The sequence below is a fragment of the Rothia amarae genome (assembly GCF_042677725.1).
Lineage (GTDB): Bacteria > Actinomycetota > Actinomycetes > Actinomycetales > Micrococcaceae > Rothia > Rothia amarae.
Genome location: NZ_JBHUCN010000005.1, coordinates 102313 through 121180 on the forward strand (window position 1 = coordinate 102313; position 18868 = coordinate 121180).

The 18868-nt window shown below is 53.6% G+C and carries 21 protein-coding genes and 1 riboswitch; of the genes, 1 reads left to right on the top strand and 20 read right to left on the bottom strand.

Annotated features, from left to right (window positions below):
- Positions 1-14: 14 nt before the first annotated feature.
- The 5 genes from trpC to hisI form a co-directional block, all read right to left on the bottom strand.
- Positions 15-845 (bottom strand): indole-3-glycerol phosphate synthase TrpC, encoded by an 831-nt coding sequence (gene trpC, locus ACFR81_RS01840; RefSeq protein ID WP_343873831.1) that lies wholly within the window; start codon positions 843-845, stop codon positions 15-17.
- Between the two features lie 81 nt (positions 846-926).
- Positions 927-1178, bottom strand: coding sequence for an HGxxPAAW family protein (locus ACFR81_RS01845; RefSeq protein WP_343873834.1), 252 nt, complete (start codon positions 1176-1178; stop codon positions 927-929).
- Between the two features lie 151 nt (positions 1179-1329).
- Entirely contained in the window at positions 1330-1899 is a 570-nt protein-coding gene (locus ACFR81_RS01850) for a Trp biosynthesis-associated membrane protein (protein WP_083147369.1), read from the bottom strand.
- On the bottom strand, positions 1900-3486 hold the full coding sequence (locus tag ACFR81_RS01855) for an anthranilate synthase component I (RefSeq protein ID WP_343873839.1): 1587 nt from the start codon (positions 3484-3486) through the stop codon (positions 1900-1902).
- 86 nt (positions 3487-3572) lie between these two features.
- Positions 3573-3971, bottom strand: a complete 399-nt coding sequence (gene hisI, locus ACFR81_RS01860; RefSeq protein ID WP_068173024.1) for a phosphoribosyl-AMP cyclohydrolase — start codon at positions 3969-3971, stop codon at positions 3573-3575.
- 51 nt (positions 3972-4022) lie between these two features.
- Between hisI and ACFR81_RS01865 the strand changes: the two genes are divergently transcribed.
- Positions 4023-4664 (top strand): TIGR03085 family metal-binding protein, encoded by a 642-nt coding sequence (locus tag ACFR81_RS01865; protein ID WP_343873841.1) that lies wholly within the window; start codon positions 4023-4025, stop codon positions 4662-4664.
- Between the two features lie 94 nt (positions 4665-4758).
- On the opposite strand, the gene ACFR81_RS01870 is transcribed toward ACFR81_RS01865, so the two are convergent.
- The 15 genes from ACFR81_RS01870 to def all read right to left on the bottom strand — a co-directional run bounded on the left by ACFR81_RS01870 (position 4759) and on the right by def (position 18842).
- Positions 4759-5829 (bottom strand): endonuclease/exonuclease/phosphatase family protein, encoded by a 1071-nt coding sequence (locus tag ACFR81_RS01870; protein WP_141669449.1) that lies wholly within the window; start codon positions 5827-5829, stop codon positions 4759-4761.
- Entirely contained in the window at positions 5795-6556 is a 762-nt protein-coding gene (hisF, locus tag ACFR81_RS01875) for an imidazole glycerol phosphate synthase subunit HisF (protein ID WP_068173028.1), read from the bottom strand. Before hisF ends, ACFR81_RS01870 begins: the two co-directional genes overlap by 35 nt.
- An 8-nt stretch (positions 6557-6564) precedes the next feature.
- Positions 6565-7410 carry an ATP phosphoribosyltransferase gene (gene hisG / locus ACFR81_RS01880; protein WP_343873848.1) on the bottom strand — a complete coding sequence of 282 codons (846 nt, stop codon included), beginning with the start codon at positions 7408-7410 and terminating at the stop codon, positions 6565-6567.
- A gap of 16 nt (positions 7411-7426) precedes the next feature.
- A complete protein-coding gene (locus ACFR81_RS01885) occupies positions 7427-7690 on the bottom strand; it encodes a phosphoribosyl-ATP diphosphatase (RefSeq protein WP_068173034.1) in 264 nt (87 codons plus the stop codon).
- Between the two features lie 80 nt (positions 7691-7770).
- Complete coding sequence (locus ACFR81_RS01890) at positions 7771-9132, bottom strand: threonine/serine exporter family protein (protein ID WP_343873852.1); 1362 nt, start codon at positions 9130-9132, stop codon at positions 7771-7773.
- A gap of 93 nt (positions 9133-9225) precedes the next feature.
- Positions 9226-9702, bottom strand: a complete 477-nt coding sequence (gene ribH, locus ACFR81_RS01895) for a 6,7-dimethyl-8-ribityllumazine synthase (RefSeq protein ID WP_068173035.1) — start codon at positions 9700-9702, stop codon at positions 9226-9228.
- A complete protein-coding gene (locus ACFR81_RS01900) occupies positions 9699-10421 on the bottom strand; it encodes a GTP cyclohydrolase II (RefSeq protein ID WP_083147373.1) in 723 nt (240 codons plus the stop codon). Before ACFR81_RS01900 ends, ribH begins: the two co-directional genes overlap by 4 nt.
- Positions 10418-11716, bottom strand: coding sequence for a 3,4-dihydroxy-2-butanone-4-phosphate synthase (gene ribB, locus ACFR81_RS01905; RefSeq protein WP_068173037.1), 1299 nt, complete (start codon positions 11714-11716; stop codon positions 10418-10420). The genes ACFR81_RS01900 and ribB overlap by 4 nt, the downstream gene beginning before the upstream one ends.
- Before the next feature lie 22 nt (positions 11717-11738).
- Positions 11739-12809: a bifunctional diaminohydroxyphosphoribosylaminopyrimidine deaminase/5-amino-6-(5-phosphoribosylamino)uracil reductase RibD gene (ribD, locus tag ACFR81_RS01910; protein ID WP_377148606.1), complete on the bottom strand. Its 1071-nt coding sequence runs from the start codon at positions 12807-12809 to the stop codon at positions 11739-11741.
- Complete coding sequence (gene pnuC / locus ACFR81_RS01915; RefSeq protein WP_068173040.1) at positions 12799-13512, bottom strand: nicotinamide riboside transporter PnuC; 714 nt, start codon at positions 13510-13512, stop codon at positions 12799-12801. The genes ribD and pnuC overlap by 11 nt, the downstream gene beginning before the upstream one ends.
- Before the next feature lie 126 nt (positions 13513-13638).
- A riboswitch (FMN riboswitch) is annotated at positions 13639-13764 on the bottom strand.
- Between the two features lie 70 nt (positions 13765-13834).
- On the bottom strand, positions 13835-14764 hold the full coding sequence (locus ACFR81_RS01920; protein WP_145174440.1) for a hypothetical protein: 930 nt from the start codon (positions 14762-14764) through the stop codon (positions 13835-13837).
- 81 nt (positions 14765-14845) lie between these two features.
- Complete coding sequence (gene rpe / locus ACFR81_RS01925; RefSeq protein WP_145174437.1) at positions 14846-15508, bottom strand: ribulose-phosphate 3-epimerase; 663 nt, start codon at positions 15506-15508, stop codon at positions 14846-14848.
- A 99-nt stretch (positions 15509-15607) separates the two neighbouring features.
- Positions 15608-17320, bottom strand: coding sequence for an RsmB/NOP family class I SAM-dependent RNA methyltransferase (locus tag ACFR81_RS01930; RefSeq protein ID WP_343873864.1), 1713 nt, complete (start codon positions 17318-17320; stop codon positions 15608-15610).
- A complete protein-coding gene (gene fmt / locus ACFR81_RS01935; protein WP_151146692.1) occupies positions 17317-18249 on the bottom strand; it encodes a methionyl-tRNA formyltransferase in 933 nt (310 codons plus the stop codon). Before fmt ends, ACFR81_RS01930 begins: the two co-directional genes overlap by 4 nt.
- On the bottom strand, positions 18249-18842 hold the full coding sequence (gene def / locus ACFR81_RS01940; protein WP_145174428.1) for a peptide deformylase: 594 nt from the start codon (positions 18840-18842) through the stop codon (positions 18249-18251). The genes fmt and def overlap by 1 nt, the downstream gene beginning before the upstream one ends.
- Positions 18843-18868 lie beyond the last annotated feature (26 nt).

Below are 18868 nucleotides of genomic sequence, written 5' to 3' on the forward strand. Positions count from 1 at the left end.
CTTATTCCTTTGCCTTAGTTCTTTAGATGGTTCAAAAATTCGTGACGGGCGCGTTGACCTGTCTCGCGGAATAGCTGGACTGTTTCGGTAGGTTCGCCAGATTGCACCAAAGCTTCACCGACCAAAATAGCTTGGGCGCCGTGGGAGGCGTAGTCGGCTACCTCCTGTGCAGAGAGCACTCCTGATTCGGCGATGGTGACGGCATCTTCAGGCAGGAGATGGGCAAGCTTTTCAAAGTTCGAATTATCGACCTCTAGGGTTTTCAGGTTACGCACGTTGACTCCCACGATGCGAGCACCTACCGCTTTTGCCCGTTCGATTTCCTCCGGGGTATGGGTTTCTATCAGGGCGCTCATGCCCAATTCGTGGGTGAGGTCAAGAAAACGCTGGAGGGTCTCATCATCGAGCGCCGCCACAATCAGCAGAACCAAATCGGCGCCATATGCCCGCGCCTCATAAATTTGGTACTCATCCACGGTGAAATCTTTGCGCAGTACGGGGATGGAAACTCGTTCGCGAACTGCTTTGAGATCAGCTAGCGACCCCTTGAATCGACGTTGTTCAGTCAGCACGGAGATTGCTGCAGCTCCACCCGCTTCGTAGGCGGCGGCAAGATCGGCAGGGTCAGGAATATCAGAAAGCGCACCTTTAGAAGGCGATGATCGCTTGACTTCTGAAATCACCTCAAGGGTATCTTCCGAAGCCCCGCGCAGAGCCGCCAGCGCATCAAGTGCCGCAGGAGCGTGCGCAGCCTTCTCCTTCATTTCTTCCAGCGGTACCTGAGCTTTACGCTCGTCCATATCTTGACGAACACCCACAATAATGTCGTCTAAAACTGTTGTCATCTTGCTACCAACTCCTTATCACCTATTAAAAAAGCGCCCCGCTACGATGCGAGGCGCCCACCATCAATTCACCCGGATGGTTTAGTGATGCTTGTATTTGGTCTTCGAACCGCCCTGGCCGTAACCAGCTGCGCGAAGTGCGATGCCAACGATAACGCCAACAACCATCACTACTGCACCTGCAATAACAACTGGCCAATGGAAAGTATCAAAACCGACAGCTGCAATGATAGCGCCAATAACGGTAATAGAAACAAGGGCCCATGCCGCTACGGTGTTACCGTGGTTAGGGTAGGGAACCTCGGGAGTGAGCGTCAGCTGCTTCTCTGCCATGTTTTCTCCTTGAACGTATGTGACCCGCGAAACGTGTGAAAGTATTCTGCGGAGAGTTCTTCTTAATGATTCTAGGTGAAAATTTAGAACTCGTGTTCATTGAGTCCATATGTTGCCCCATTTGATGCAACTTTTCACTGTGTAAGGGTTCTTATACGCGAGCTGTGGGATCTTCTCCTGCGGAGAACGAATCCCAAGTGTCGATTTCGTCGAGGTCTTCATGTTCGGTGCGGACAGCACGCTCGTATTTACGACGCACGGGCCAGGAGCGGGACACATAGGCGGTCCACAGGGCGTTGATGAAAAGGACTACCGCCATACAAAGTGCAAGCCAGGGCCAGAACGTCACCGTGAAGTCGCTGCTGGAATCTGCCATACCGGTAGCGTTGCCCACCTCTGTGAGGGTTGCTGAGCCAGGATCCTGCGCTACCGAGAAAATGGATAGAATCATACCCAATCCAGCCAGCGCCATAATGGCACTGATTGCCCACCGTAGCTTGGGCCCTGCAATCCGGATAGCAACTGAGGCAGCTAGCGATACCAAGGCTAACGAACTTACCGCCGGGGCGGCGTCAGATCCAGCAACTTCAATAGTGGGTGAGCTCAGAGTATTCTTTACGTGAACGATGACCCAGGTGGGCAACGTGGTCCCAAAAGCAATGGCGGCAGCACCCAGGGAAATCAGCATCACTGTTCCAGGGCGTGTCATAGATGAAGACAATTAGCTCTCCTTCGAAAGGCGGTTGAGAGAGGTATCTAGGGGTTCTAGCCCCGAAGCGGTGAGCACTGCTCGCAGAGGTGCAGCCGATTTATTGACGGTTTCCAGTGCTTCTGAAGCAGGGTCAGAATCCATCACGATACCAGCGCCCGCTTGTACATACGCTTTATTTCCTTTGAGGAGCGCGGTGCGTATAGCAATGGCCATATCCATGTTTCCCGCAAAATCAAAATAGCCGCACACTCCCCCGTAAATACCGCGTGCTACTGGCTCATATTCGTCCAGAAGTTGCATGGCGCGAGGCTTAGGAGCCCCCGAAAGCGTACCAGCGGGGAAAGCCACCCTTAGCACATCATAGGCAGACATCCCCTCACGCAGGGAAGCGGTGACGGTCGAAGAGATATGCATGATGTGGCTAAAACGTTCAATCTCCATGAACTGCGAAACGCTCACCGTACCGGGTACAGCAATACGGGAAATATCGTTACGCGCCAAATCGATGAGCATCAGGTGCTCAGAACGTTCTTTTTCATCTGCCAGCAATTCCTCAGCCAATGCCCGGTCGTGGACGTCGTCGACCCCTCGCGGGCGCGAACCAGCAATGGGGTGAGTGGTTGCTACACCGTCTTTGAGCGTCACTAACGCTTCAGGAGACGACCCCACAATATGGAAGGGCTCTCCCTGATGGTCCTCTAAATTGAACAGATACATATAAGGTGAGGGGTTGCTTTGGCGCAGAATCCGATAAACATCCAACGCTTTCGCTTTGTTCTCAGCCTCAAAACGACGGGACACCACAATTTGAAAGACATCGCCATCAAGAATATTTTTCTTCGACTTATCTATAGCGGCTAAAAAGCCTTGCTCGTCCCAGCTATGAACAACCTCAGTCCGGGTTTTCTCTTCCACAGAGTCAGTGTCGTGCAAAGTCGAAACGGTAGTAGTTGCCAGAGGACTCGCTAGTTTCTCCAGCATCGCTTCGATACGCTCGACGGCGTCTGCGTAAGCTTCATCAACGTTGGAATCGGTGCCGTTGAAATTCACCGCGTTGGCAACTAAAGTCACGGTGCCATCAGCGTTATCGTGAATCGCCATATCGCTCACGAGATTGAGCGCAAACTCAGGCAGGTTAACATCGTCCTGGGGCCTGTGAGGTAGTTTCTCCCAGTGGCGGGCAACATCCCAGCCCAAATAACCGACTAAACCGCTAGTCAGCGGCGGTAAGCCCTCAAATTTTTCCGTATGCAAGATTTCCAATGTCTTGCGAATGGCTTCCACCGGATCACCATCTACCGGTGCCCCTGCAGGAGTTTCTCCTTGCCAGAGCACTTCACCCTCGCGAGTCGTTAGAGTAGCCCGGGAGCTAGCCCCAATGAAAGAATACCGGGACCACCTGGCATCCTCCGCCGCAGATTCCAGCAAAAAAGTACCGGCAAGTGCCCACCCCTCTCGCTCAACGAGCGCCCGATAAATCCCAATAGGAGTGAGCGAATCCGCCAAAATGGTGGTGTGTACGGGAATAACCCTGCGGGTCCGCGCAAGTTCGCGAAATTCTTCGAGATCAAGCGAAATGTTGCCTAAATCCTGCACAGTGAAAAGTCCTTAGAAAAACGTGCTTTGCATGCCATCTTAGTCGATAGGTCACAATACCTCGGCGGCAAAGGAATCCCGTGATTTTACTCTGAAGGTTCGACCGGGCGGTTGCCGACGGCGGCGGGCAGCTCTCCCCCTGCTTCAAAACAGGTCCTGGAACCGGTATGGCAGGCGGCTCCTACCTGATCGACCTGAATAAGCAGGGCGTCGCCGTCGCAATCTAGCTGTACCTTCTTCACAAACTGAAAATGCCCTGAAGTATCGCCCTTACACCAAAATTCCTGCCGCGAACGAGACCAAAAAGTAACCCGCCCTTCAGCCAACGTCCGCCGCAATGCTTCGTCGTTCATCCACCCCAGCATAAGAACTTCTGCGGTGTCATGCTGCTGAATAATTGCAGCAAACAATCCGTTCTCATCCCGTTTGAGCCGAGCGGCAATGTGAGGGTCGAGATCTCTAGATTCAGAAAGTTTTTCGCTCATTTTCATCCTTCAGATGTTCAGGCGGGCGGGAAACAGTGAAAGAATCATTATATGACTCAGCAAACACTAACCCCAGCCCAAATCATCCGCGAAGAACGCACCGACTTGGTTCAGGCACTGCGCCAAGCACAGCCGACCGACCCCACCCTGTGTGAAGGCTGGCAGTGCCGCCACCTGCTGGCACACCTCGTGCTGCGCGAAACCGAATTCCTAACCGCCGCAGGAATCGTGGTGCCGTTCCTCAGTGAGCGCACTACCAGGGTGACCAACTATCGCGCAGATAGCCTGATTGAGCGAGAAGCCTACGATCGTGCACTCGACCGCTTTGAAAATCTCGACGGGTACCTCAAAATGCGCAAACTCGCCACCAAGGTAGACCGCAAACTCAACCTCATCGAATACTTTGTGCATATCGAAGACGTACGCCGTGCGCGTCCTGAGTGGAAAGCCCGCGTATTGAACCACGAAACTCAGCAGGCTATCTGGGAGGATGTGCGCTCGCGCGCCAAGATGATGGCGGCAAAGAACTTCCCACACGGTCTGATTGTGGAAGCCCCCGGCTTTGTCGATGGATACTTTACAGTGATTGAGCCGAAGGAAAACATCCCTGCAACAATTCTCACCGGTGAGCCGGGTGAATTGGCGTTGTACCTCTTCGGACGTGAAGACCACGCAAAGGTAGAACTTTCCTAACTCACATATTGAGGCAGTTTGTACCAGATGATGTGCACTGTACCGGGGAAAATTCTGGTACGGTGCACGCCATCTGGTACAAACGGTTCAAGCACTAGTCAGCAACTTTGAGTTCTGTAAAAATCGCCCGATGGTCTCCATTGTCTAAGGCAATAGTTTCAAATCGTTCTACAGAAATTCCTGAGCTCACCAGAATATGATCGATGGGTGCTGATGCTGCCGACGGCCACGACGTCGGCCAAGTGCCCCGCTCCTGCCGGGCAAGCTGTGCGGCGTCATGAAGGTTTTCCAGGTCAGCCATTTCCCCGTGTCTCATCGTGGCGTTGAAGTCTCCTACCACGATGGTGGACTGGGTATCATTTATCTGCCGGTCGAACTCGCCCACGAGCCCTAAATCATTACGCCAATTACTCATCAGCGCAGGTAGAGGCGGCGCGGTATGCACGCCCAGAATGGTCAGTGGATTCGCTGTTTTAGACTCTAGACGAACGCTGCCAAAGGACAGTGGAATACCGGGCTTTTGCTCGAAATTCCCTGCGGATGAACGCACAAAAATTGTAGTGGGGGCTACCGCCTCAGAATACAATCCACCAAAATCTTGAGTCCGCGGTTCAAACAGGGTTCCAGTAAGGCCAGCTCCTTGGGTCGCAGTGGAGACGGTGGAAACGCCACCTTCTGGAAAAACATAGACATCTGCGTGAAAGGCATCATCAAGGTGGCGAAGGTTCTCGGCATTGACGGTGTCCTGGCTATTAAACGAAACAATTTTAAGTGTTCTAGTCGATACCATATCGGCGGCAGCAACCTGCCCGCTCGTCCCTTGAGGAAATGCCACCAGATAGACACCCAACCCCGCCCACACCAGCAAAAAGATAAAACCCCACGTCAGTTTTTTAGAATTGTCTTCTGGACGCCGGATACATATTTGCGCCAAAACTATGCAAGCTACCATGACCAAAAGTACAAGACCTGCGATGCGACTGAAAGCCAGTACTTGGGCAAACCCAAGCCGGACGCTCATCCACCGCGAGAACCCAAGCGCCGGGCACAGCACAACCACCGCTACTGCCGCTGTAATCAACCAGAGTAAAACCCTAATAAGGGTTTTCCGCTGCCGGGAGCGGTGCTTCTTAACGAACCTCGAACCCAGCTGCACGGATGGCATCTTTCACCTCAGCAATGGACACTTCCCCGAAGTGGAAGATAGACGCCGCCAGCACCGCATCAGCTCCTGCCTCAATAGCAGCAGGAAAATGCTCAGGTGCACCTGCCCCGCCGGAAGCAATCAGCGGTAGAGACGCCGCGGCGCGGACAGCGCGAATCATCTCCACATCAAAACCGGCTTTGGTGCCATCAGCGTCGATAGAATTCAGCAATATCTCGCCCACCCCGCGTTTCTGCGCTTCTTCCACCCATTCAACGGCATCTAATCCTGCAGAATTTCTTCCACCATGGGTAGTAACTTCAAAGCCTGAAGGCATCTGTGCATTACGCCGAGCATCCACCGATAGCACCAAAACCTGTGAACCGAAACGCTCCACGATTTCGTTGATCACATCGGGCCGGGCGATAGCAGCTGTGTTGATAGATGCTTTGTCGGCACCGGTGCGAAGTAGCTGAGCGACATCGTCAGCTGTTCGCACTCCACCACCGACGGTCAGCGGAATAAAGACCGTTTCGGCAGTTTGAGCTACTACATCAAAAGTAGTTTCACGGTCAGTGCTAGAAGCAGTGACGTCGAGAAAGGTCAGCTCATCTGCCCCCGCCTCGTTGTATTTCTTCCCCAGTTCTACCGGGTCCCCGGCGTCACGCAATCCCTCGAAATTTACACCTTTGACTACTCGTCCGTTATCGACGTCCAAACAGGGAATAACACGAATTGCAACACCCATGATGACTCCTAAAGTCGAGCAGCTTGAATGGGCGAGACCAAGATAGCGCGAGCGCCAATCTCGTAGAGATCGTCCATAATTTTGTTGACGGCAGTTCGCGGAACCATGGAGCGAACAGCCACCCAGCCGTCGCGTTCCAGCGGCGAAATGGTAGGCGCTTCGAGCCCAGGAGTAATGGCGGTAGCGCGGGGCAGTAAAGCCTGCTCGATGTCGTAGTCCATCAGGACATACTGGCGGGCAATCAAAACGCCACGCAGGCGGCGTGCCAACTTATCTAATCCGCTCGTATCTTCAACACCAGCGCGTTTGATGAGCAAAGCCTCGCTCTTCATCAGAGCTTCCCCAAAGGGTTCTAGCCCCGCAGCACGCATAGTATTGCCGGTTTCTACGACGTCGGCGATGGCGTCGGCTACTCCCAGTCGGATGGAGGATTCGATGGCGCCATCCAAACGAGTCACTGCGGCATCAATGTTATTTTCCTGCAGATAACGACGCACCAGCTTGGAATAAGAGGTTGCAATCCGTTTGCCGTTGAGCTGCTCGATTGAAGTGAATTTACCTTTTGGACCAGCGAAGTGAAAAGTTGAACGCGCAAAATCTAACCCCATCACCTCTTGGGCAGGTGCTTCAGAATCCTGCAATAAATCGCGACCGGTGATGCCGACGTCGAGCGTTCCTTTACCCACATACACTGCGATATCGCGGGGGCGAAGGTAGAAGAACTCGACGTCGTTCTCGGCATCGGCAATAACCAACTCGCGCGAATCACGGCGCTGAAGATAGCCAGATTCTTTGAGCATTTGAGTGGCAGCTTCAGAGAGGGCGCCTTTATTGGGTACAGCTACACGCAACATGATGAAATCCTAGAATTTAGAGGTACTTATAGATATCTTCGGGAGTCAGTCCCTTGGCGATCATCATGACCTGCAAATGATAAATCAGTTGCGAGGCTTCCTCTGCGAATTCGGCGTCGGATTGAAATTCTGCAGCCATCCATACTTCTGCAGCTTCTTCTACAATCTTCTTGCCAATCCCGTGCACGCCGGAATCCAGTTCGGCAACGGTACCTGAACCTTCGGGGCGTTCTGAGGCTTTATCGGTGAGCTCTGCAAAAAGCGAATCAAATGTTTTCACTCTTCTACTGTATGTGATGAAGAGCTCTCGATTAAAGGAAACCCCGCATTTTTCTCAGATGCAAAACTCGGGAATTTTTCTTATTTATGAATAGAACGGCTAAACGGTCTGCTAAAGACGGGCAAAATAACGTCTTGGGCATTTCGCTCTTCCACCATGATTTTGTTGAACACTTTTCCCGGGTATCTGTGGGTAAATTGCCGTTTACGAATAGCCCACATGGATTCAGAGACAATCATCTGACCTGTAGTTCCGCCCACTGAGAGACAGTAGAAAAGGACCAGTGCTTCTTTAAGGATGCTGAAAGAATCCGGATCGTTGTACAGCGAGCCCAGCATGCCCTGGTAAAGCATCATCCCCGGAATCAGCGGCAGAAGAGCCAGCATCATAATGGCGTTGGAAGTGAGATGGATTTGTTTGGAGATAAGTACTCCTACTGCCCCCACACAAATCGATGCCACGGTGGTAGCGGTGAAAGGGCTAAAGGGCAAAACATTGCCAATGACGAAGTGCAACAGCGTGGCACCCAATCCTAAACCGCCCAGTATGAGCAAGCGCAAATTCCTCCCACCGCTTGCCAAAGAAAAGCCAGCGGTAACCAGCGCCGCACCCACCATTTGCTTCAGCAGCGGGGTGGTCTCTGAACTGAGTGGTTGCAAGTAAGTGAAATCTTCGTTCAAGAAATGATTCATCAATCCCATGCATACAGCCACACCGGAGACCAGGCCGGCTGTGGACATAGTTGCCTCAACCATACGTCCAGTAGCTGAAAGGTACCAGCCCATCATGGCATCCTGAGTTGCTCCGTAGACAGCAATTCCAGCAAGCTGCCCCGCAAGAGCTGAAACGATGCAAACAGCCACAGAATCAGCTGAAGTAATAAGGCAATAGATAGTTGCAATAAAAACAGCGATAAAACCGGCCAACGCATACCTAAAAATCCCAGGTACGCGAGATCGATCCAACGTGTTGAAGCTGATGGATACAAAGAGGGCAGTAATAGCAGCGCCCACCATGGTCAAAGTCTGTGCATTCAGAATCAGGCTAAAGCCTCCGCCCAAAATTCCAAACCCCAGAGTAACCGCTAGGTTGGAAGGCTCAGACTGACGGTCGATTCTGCGCTCCAGCTCCTGATGGGCCTCTTCAAGAGTCAGCCGCTTGAGTAAGTAATCAGCGACTATTTCTTCTGTGGTGCTTCGCCATCCGATATTAAGAACGCCTGGGGCTATTTCGTGCATATCGGTATAAGGTATGCCGTCGATTCCATCTGTGTCACTGACCGAAAGCTGCCCCAGAGTCACGCTCACCGTAACGTTCTGTTTGCCTTCAGCCTGGGCAATGGCAAGAAGAGTTCTCGTGGTGGACGCCGAGCTCGCACCACTGCGAATCAAGGAGTCCCCCACGAGAATCATAAAGTCGTAGATTCGGTGTTGGGTGGTCATTGAATTGACCATACTAGGCAACTCGTTGTTAACAATCTTTATCGACCCGTACTTTGAGCGAACTTTTCAGCCCACATGAACCGCCGTCCGCAATTAGGATAGGTTTTTCAAAAGTAAGGCAGTCTCTAGAGCAGCTGCGGTTGCTTCATATCCCTTATCTTCTGAGGAGCCTTCCAGTCCGGCGCGCTCTAGCGCTTGTTGCTCATTGTCGCATGTCAGCACTCCAAAGCCCACAGGAGTTTTGGAGTTGACTGATACCTGAGTGAGGCCTTGTGTTGCTGATTGGCATACATAATCAAAGTGTGGAGTTCCGCCGCGAATTACCACGCCTAGAGCCACAACGGCGTCGTGTGATTCTGCTAGCTGAGCTGCTGCCACTGAGAGTTCGAAAGTGCCTGGGACCCGTACCAGCGTGGGGTTCTTGATACCGGCATCGGCAGTTGCGCGCTGTCCACCGGCAACTAAACCATCCATCACGGTGGTATGCCAAGACGCCGCAATAATGGCAACTTTTAAATCTTTCATGGTTTCTGGATTCAAGGTGGTGGGTGCTGCGCCTGCGCCGCTCATGGTGTGTCCTTCTGATGGTGGGATGGAGTGAGCAAATGGTTCATCCGCTCACGTTTAGTTTCTAAGTAGGTATGGTTTTCGGGGCGGGGTTCAATTTCATCAGAGATCAAACCGCTGATTCTGATTCCCAATTCTAAAAGTGCTTGTTTCTTAGCGGGATTATTGCTGATGAGCTGAATAGTGTCCAGTCCCAACGCTCGGAGAATCACGGCAGTCTGCCGGTAGTCTCGTTGGTCTGCTGCGAGTCCTTGAGCAAGGTTGGCATCGACGGTATCAAGACCCTCACTCTGCAGACTATAGGCGCGGAGCTTATTTACTAGACCTATCCCTCGTCCTTCATGTTGCCGGACGTAAATCAGGTAACCGCCTCGTTCTTGAATGATGCGAAGACCTTGAGCTAGCTGCGCACCGCAGTCGCAGCGAAAAGACCCGAAGATATCACCGGTGGCACATTCTGAATGAATACGAACGGCGGGACCGAATGATCGCGCATCGTTTTTATCTCTAGAAACAGTTCTAGGGTTTCCCTCTGCATCAACTGCTTGGAGGGAAAGATGCTCGCTGCCGTCGGCAAACTGCCATGCCATCATCTTAAAGTGACCGTGCGCTGTAGGAACGCAGACTGCGGGGCTCTGCGCTATCAGGCGGGGCTTAACTACAGGGGTCAGCTCTTTCGAATCCGGCTGCTCAATCTTTCGCGTTTGTTGGTATTCGTTCATCGATTCCCCTGAACATACTGCGCTAAATCTTCAATCGAAATCATAGGCAGGTTATGTTCGGTGGCGAAAGTTCGCAGAGCATCAAATCGCATCATCGACCCATCGTCATGAACTAATTCGGCGATGACGCCTACACCCGATAGCCCTGCTAGGGTACACAGTTCCACTGCAGCTTCAGTGTGTCCGGGGCGTTCGTTGACGCCGCCGTCCACAGCACGTAAGGGGAAGATATGCCCGGGGCGGGTCAATGACGCCGCTCCAGACTGTGCATCAGCTAAGATACGCGCGGTCAGTGCCCGGTCTGCAGCAGAAATCCCGGTGGAAATTCCATCTGCCGCATCACAGGAAACGGTGTATGCGGTTCCCTTGGGGTCCTGGTTGTGGGCAAGCATTGGAGGAAGATTCAGCTTATCGGCGCGCGCACCGGGCAATGGCGTGCAAATTACCCCGGACGTATAGCGGATGGTGAATCCCATGAGCTCGGAAGTAGCATGTTCTGCGGCGAAGATAATATCGCCTTCGTTCTCGCGGTTCTCATCGTCCACTACAACCACAGCGCGACCGTTGGCAATCGCGTCCACCGCTTCGTTCACCGTATTGAGATGGATACGATTCTGGTACTGCTCGGCAAGTTCAGGTTGAACGGTGATTCCGGCGGTAGAAGTAGAGAATTCCAGGAGGCGCTGAACGTATTTGGCGAGCGCATCGGTTTCAAGGTTGACCGTGTCACCTACCTGCATTTCCCCTAAAACAGTAGCTTCGAGGGTAGCTGGAATGAGGCCGACTTCAAACCAGCTATGATCGGCGGAGGCTGGGGAAACGGCGGTGACTGTAAGCGAAGTACCGTTGACAGCAATAGAACCTTTTTCAGTCAGGTGAGCAGCTAAGCGGGTAGGAATATCAAAGCGAATCGTTCGCCAGCTTTCATGCTCAGTGACGGCAGCCACAGTGCCTACCCCGTCCACATGTCCCTGCACTACGTGGCCATCAAACCTGCCGCCCGCTGGCATGCAGCGTTCCAAATTTACGCGAGTACCAGGTTGCATCTTCCCTAAGTTGGTGCGTGCGAGCGTTTCACCCATCACGTCAGCGACGAAGATGCCCGGCTGCACGTTCTCCGTGCGTGTAGCGGTGAGGCACACTCCGTTGACTGCCAGCGATCCACCGTGTTCCAGATCGTCGACAATCTCACCTGCTTGAATAGTAATCACCGCAGATTCTTGGTCCCCGACAGAGTTCACAGCGGGTTCGATTTTTTCTACTGAGCCAACGGCTCCGATGATACCTGTAAACATAGTTTTCTCTTCTTTCAAATACTTAGTGAGCACCCGGCGCTAGATGCACTCGGAGGTCATCCCCCAAGCGAGTGAGCGCCGGAGTCATACCTAAATCATCCAGTTCCCAGCGGCGCACCTGCGCCAGAGTCTCAATGCCCAAATCGGGAATGGCGCTCTTGCCTGTACCTAGAATTTTGGGGGCTTGATACCAAAAGATTTCGTCCACCGCATCAGCGTCTAAAAAGGCCGAAATAATGGTGGGTCCACCTTCAATCAACAGGTGCTTGACGCCGCGTCGTTGCAGTTCGGCCAGCACGACGCGCGGGTTCCGAGTCGCTATATGCAGAAAGTTTTCTGGTTGCCCATCGGCGGTCTTATCATCCAGCTTCCGTTCCCCCATCACCACGCGCAGTGGCTGATGGGACAGGTTGTTCCCTTGTGCATCTCTGGCGGTCAGACGGGGCTGGTCATCAAAGAACGTCTGAGTTCCCACCACGATGGCATCAACACGAGCACGAATTGAATGGCCGTCTAATCGCGCCTCAGCCCCCGTAATCCATTGGCTGCTACCATCTGCTGCCGCAATATAGCCGTCAAGAGTTGAAGCGATTTTTGCGCTTACCCAGGGGCGAGCGGAGGATGTCGTGTCAAACCATCGGCGGTTTAGTTTCTGCGCTGCTGTACTCAGCAACCCCGATTCAACGTTCACTCCACGGGATGCAAGATACTGTGCCCCGCCTGAGGCTTGGCTGGTTCTGTCTGCTTCTGAAAACGTCACCGATGCAATACCAGCATCTGCAATAGCGTGGGAGCAGGGACCGGTTCTACCGGTGTGGTTGCAAGGTTCTAGTGTCACAAACATGTGCGCACCGGTCACGTCGATTCCCCGGTCACGGGCGTTAGCCAGGGCATCGGCTTCTGCATGTGCGGTGCCTGCTCCGCGGTGCCATCCTGCGGTGAGGAACCGCCCCTCGGCGTTGCATATAACAGCGCCCACTAGTGGGTTTGCCCCGCGCACCCCCTGGGATGCCGCTTCTAAAGCCAGGCTCATAGCTGAGTTTTCACTCAAATAAGTTCCGTGCTTGGGTAAATGCAAGAGCTTAGCGTTCATGGGATGCTTCTACGGTATTGACAGTGGGGTCAGGAAAATTAGTCTCTACTTCAACGCGCGCCATTTCTCGGTTTCGAGTACGCCACCACACAAAGAAGCCGGTCAACGTAAAGATTCCGTAGAACACGTACATCAGCGCGGTCGCATAGTAACCGGCAGACCACAGCAAAGGTACACCCACCAAATCTACGGCTACCCAAATGAGCCAGAATTCGACCCAGCCTCGCGCCATGCCGTAGGTCGCCAGCAATGACCCCATGAAAATCCATGCGTCTGACCACACGGGCTCGTAAGAACCGAGTGCTCGGAAAACAGGTGTCAAAAGACCGGTGCCCGCTATCATTGCTAAGATGAGAAACAGACGTTCTTTGCCGCTAGCCCAGTGGGGAACGACGGCAGAGCCGCCTTGATTCTTTGAAGCCTTCCACCGGTACCAGCCCCAGATTGAAACGGCAATAAACATGATTTGCCTGCCCGCTTGACCGAGCATATTGATGGCGTGGGGGGACCCAAAAACAGAGCCCAAAAAGACGGTGAAAAGAAGCGCATTCCCGGCGATTCCTACTGGCCACGCCCACACTTTACGTCTCATACCACCTAGCGCGCTGGCTAGACCGAATACATTTCCGAGGACTTCGCGCACCAACAGTGATTGATCGCCAATCTGCCACTGAGCGTCGAAGAGCCACCGCAGAAATTCCATTGTTTCCCTTTCGCGGAGGCTCCGGGGAGAACAAAGCGTTTTCATGCGTGGACGCCCGTAGGAGCCCAAATCGGCACTCAAAGAACTCCTCCGGCTGGTGCCGGGGCGGGTTCTTAGAACGTTTTGTTCGTGCTACCTTCCATCCAGACTGTACTGTCGGTCTAGGAATTTCACCTAGCAGGCTCACGCTTGCGCGTAAGTTAGCGGACTATCACCGCCGGTTCGGAATTTCACCGGGTCCCGGAGCACGATTTTTAGTTGTGCTTTGATTATGGCACAGAGATTTATTTGCCCCAAGTAGGTGTACTCTTGGCAGGACTTGTCAGGGGCGCTCATCTGGGAAAGGCGTTCCGGGCAGGTGACTTCCGACAGATTCCTCCGAGGAGGACGGCGCCGCCAAACGGTTGGCTCGTTCCTGGGCTAATTTGACCGCTCGGTAGTTCACCTTGGCTCGCAATGCATCTCTTCGGAAACCGTTTTGCTGGAATGTATCGAGGGCTGCTTTGGCGTGCAAAACAGCCGAATCAAGGGCGTCGGCTTCAAATTCCACCGCTGCTAAGCCCTCTAAACACGAACCGATTTCCCAGGGGCTGTTCATTGCTTGGAACGCTTCAAGAGCTTCGGCGTAGAGCAGACGCGCGGCGTCCATATTTTTTTCGACTTTTTCCAGGTAGGCAAGCTGCATGAGCCCCGTTGCACGAGAATGTTCTGAAGCTCCCGATTCAACTTTGCTGAAATTATCCAGTGCCTGTAAAAAGAGGGTGCGGGCAGATCCAAATTGGTTGTCTCTTGCATTGAGGTTAGCGGCCAAAAGTGCGTTATCGCCAGCTCTCTCCCAATTTTTGAGAGAAATAAAGTCCTCTGCTGCCTGAGCGAATGACTGCCTTGCTTGCTCGGCGCGGTCACAGGACATATAGAGCGACCCAAGGTTCTGACGTTGTTCAGCAACCTGCTCAGCATGCCCCAGTCGGATGAAAGCATCCAAGGCTTCTTCGGCAAAAGGCATCGCAAACTCGTGCATGCCGTTATTACCATAGGCTGCAGCTATAGCTGAGGCCGCCATGGCTTCGCCCTCTGATTCTAGGACGGCGCGGAATTGTTTGAGGGAAGATTCGAAGACTGCGATAGCACCGGGGAAATCTTGCAGTTCAAAGAGCCGCCGTCCCTTCTCGAAAGACTCCCATGCATGCCCCAGCGGCGTATGGGCGGCACGTTTGATGGGGCGCTGGTGCACGGTGTTGCCTTTCTTCATGAGGAGGAATTTTTTATCTTAGTTAAGTCAGAGCATTCGCGGAACGATTGGTTGCTCGATCAAACTTTATCCTGGGCAGAACTAGGAGTGGGGGTGCTCTGCAGCCTGGCGCAATGCCGCAATAGCGGCTGAGGGATCCTCAGCACCATAGACCGAAGAACCAGCCACGAAAACGTTTGCGCCCGCCTCAGCAGCGCGAACAATAGTTTCTTCGGTGATTCCGCCGTCCACCTGAATGGCAAGTGGGGTGGGCGAATCCTTCAGTGCTACGGCAGCACGGCGGATTTTAGGCAGGGTAACGTCAAGGAACTTCTGGCCGCCAAAACCGGGTTCAACGGTCATAATCAGCAGCATGTCGAGCTCACTCAGTATATCCAAATACGGTTCGACGGGCGTGGCGGGGCGAAGCGCCATCCCCGCCTTAGCTCCTGCCTCGCGCAAAGTACGGGCTAGCTTGATGGGAGCAATCGCAGCCTCCGCATGGAAAGTCACCGACTCGCATCCAATTTCTGCGTACTGTGGTGCCCAGCGGTCGACGTCCTCAATCATCAGATGAACGTCAAAAGGAACAGGTGAGACCTCGCGTAGTCGCTTAACCACCGGCGGACCCCAGGTGAGGTTGGGAACAAAGTGGTTGTCCATCACGTCAATATGAGCGGCATCAGCGGTGCTAATCGCCTCTAATTCAGCCTGCAGGTTAGCAAAATCAGCACTTAAAATAGAGGGGTTGATATGGCAACTCATGGTCATTCCGCCTTCACACTTCAGTGGGTCAGTAGCTACTATTCCACTCTATTGCAAAAGCCTCCCAGTATAAACTGAGAGGCTTGAGTATATATGGATTTATTTCTTCTGGAACAGTGCAAAGAACATAGCATCCGTACCGTGAATATGCGGCCACAGCTGGGCTGTAGTCTGCGATGGATGCCTCTCATCGAGCACATGCGCTGGGTCTAGCTCCCCTGCCAGTACAGAATTACCTGCAGAATCTTTCAACGCCGCGTTGCGCAGTGCTGCTGCCGAATCAAGAAGTTCAACCTCACCGGATTTGAGAATATCCAGCACAATGTTCTGGGTCTCTGCCATGTGGGGTGAGCAAGTAACATACGCAATCAAACCCCCGGGGCGAGTCTGCGCTGCCGCAGCATCAAAAAGCTCTTTTTGCAAGGTGAGCAACTCGGCGATATCGCGCGGGGTTTTACGCCACCGTGCCTCGGGACGACGCCGCAACGCGCCCAGACCTGAACAGGGTACATCTACCATGACGCGGTCAAAGAGCTGACCGGGGCGCATACCCGAGGGCAACAGCGACTGTTTTTCTACCGTACTAGAAATCTTCCGACCATCGCCGGTCACAACCTTATAGCTACCCTGGGTCAACGGCTTGAGGGAGGATTCAACCAGCTTTGCCCTGTGTTTTGCTGACTCATTAGCGAGCAATTGAGCACCACGGTCAGCGCCGAGCGCACCCAACAGTGCTGCTTTACCACCGGGTCCTGCACACAGATCAAGCCATGCACGGTCAGTGCCCTCCAAAGGCGCATCCGCTAGTGCACGCGCGACCAACTGAGATCCGGCATCCTGGGCACGCACTGTTCCCTCACGCACAGATTCTAGGCGACTCAAATCACCCGATGAGTACAACGCAGAGCCTTGCACCAAGGTACCCTCTTCAGCGCCTTTATCAAGTGCCTCATCCAAAGAACCTAAACCAGGTAAAGCCACCAAGTTCACCACAGGAGCGGCATTATCGGCGTCCAATAGAGCACCGATTTCTTCAGGGTTACGACCATGAGCCGCCAGCGCCTGCCGGAAGGCGCGAACTACCCAGGCAGGGTGGGACTTGGACAGCGCTAAACGAGTGTATTCGTCCTTGGCATCCGCCTGAATGATGTCCTGCCATTCTTCGGGAGATCGCTCAGAGACTCGACGCAACACTGCGTTGATAAACCCTGCCGGGCCAGAACCAATCTCCGCGCGTGCCAGCGCCACAGTGGAGTTCAACGCCGCGTGGGAGGGAACGCGCATCGAGAGAATCTGATGAGCACCCATGCGCAGCGCCGTCATAATCTGCTTGCCGGTCTTCTCTAGAGGGCGGTCTACGCAGTGTGCCAAAATCGCATCATAGGTGCCCTGGTGGCGTAACGTACCGTAGCAAAGTTCGGTAGCGAATCCGGCGTCGCGGTGGTCTAGATGATTTGCCCGAATAGTCTTGGGGAGCACTAGGTTGGCGTAGGAATCGTCCATGACCACAGCGTTAATCACCTGATATGCAGTCAAACGGGCGGGATCGCTAGAACGACGGCGAGCCGAAGGTGCCGACTCGGAGAACTCACGGGAGAACTGCGCCTTACGGTTGCGTTCTCGACCCTTATCGTTCCGTCGGGTTTCTCCGCCGCCACCGCGTTTGGTACGTCCCGCGCCGGCTGGATTGAAGCTATCGTTGCGGTCATCGCGACGGTTAGCTCCGCTTCGCCTCTGCCCCGCACGGTTGTGTCCTGCGGCTCCGACCGATTGGCCGCCTGAACGACGCCCGCCGAAGTTTGATTGGCTCATGACAACACTACTTTCTGCTCTGCTACTGCAGATCCTAGACCTCGTGCCCAGTCAGCTGCGTTCATCATTTTTTTACCTGCAGGTTGCACCTTGATGAGTTCCACCGTGCCATCGCTTACGGTCACCACAGGCTTCTTATTCACCAGGTGCACGGTTCCCACAGGACCGGCAGGTGTGGCATCGGAGAGAGCGAGCTCCCCCACTTTGAAGCGGGCATCGTTGAAAGTACACCAGGCGCCAGGTTCGGGGGTCACTCCCCGATAGCGCGCTAAAATGTCGGCTTTCGGCAGATTCCAATCCAGGCGTCCATCGTCCAATGACAGCTTGGCAGCATGGGTAGGGTCGCCGCTCTGCGGTATCCCTTCACCTCCTGCCTCAATATCGGCAAAGGCCTCGTTCAAGAGCGAGCCACCGCTGCGGGCAAGACGCAGCAGAATCTCACCTGCGGTGTCAGTAGGACCAACACCGGTTGATTCTTCGCGAAAAACGGGACCAGTATCGAGTCCGCGCTCAATCCGAAAAACATTCGAAAAAATTTCGCTCTCCCCCGCCATCAGAGCACGCTGCACCGGTGCCGCACCGCGCCATTGAGGCAACGATGAGAAATGCAGGTTAATCCAGCCGTGAGGCAATAAATCCAAAGCCGACGGCGGCAAAATAGCACCAAACGCCACTACAGCAGCAATATCTGCCTGAAGTTTCTTAACTTCTTCAGCAACCTCTTTCGACCACTGATTAGCCTTAATAACTGGCAGCTCAAGCTCTTCGCCGCGCTGCGCTACAGCTGAGGGAGTAAGAACGCGTTTGCGACCCTGAGGAGCATCCTCACGAGTCAGAACACCCACCACTTCATGGTCGGTTTCCATCAGAGCGTTGAGAGTTTCAACGGCAAGATCAGGAGTGCCTGCAAATAGAACCTTAAATGCCATCAGCGTTTTCCCCCTCCAAATGCAGACCCAGAAGGCACAACGCCCGCCCCAAATGCAGAAGAAACTGCACTCGCGCGCTCGCTGTGCACAGCCGCAGACACATTTTCAAAATCTGCCTTGCGGATAGCACGCATAGCTTCTTTACGTTCTTCGCCCACCAAACGGTCGATAAAGAGGGTGCCGTATAGATGATCCGTCTCATGCTGGAGCATACGGGCAAAAAGACCCTCACCTTCAAGCACAAGGGGCTTGTTGTCGGCGTCTACCCCGGTGACTCTCGCCCAATTTTTTCGTGGGGTATCGGAGGAAATACCGGGAACCGAGAGGCAACCTTCGCCGCCTTCTTGGTCTTCATCGCCGGTCTCCAGTACAGGGTTAATGATGTAGCCTTCTCGACCATCAATATTTCCGAATGTAAAAATTTTCTTATTGATTCCGATTTGCGGTCCCGCCAGTCCCACGCCGTTGACCTCATACATGGTCTCTAGCATGTCGGCAATCAATTTCTTCAAATCGTCGTCAAAAACAGTGATTTCTTCACACTCACTGCGCAGAACGGGATCGCCCACGGTCCGTACGGTCAAAATCGCCATGAATCTTCTTTCGTGCAGGGAAAACA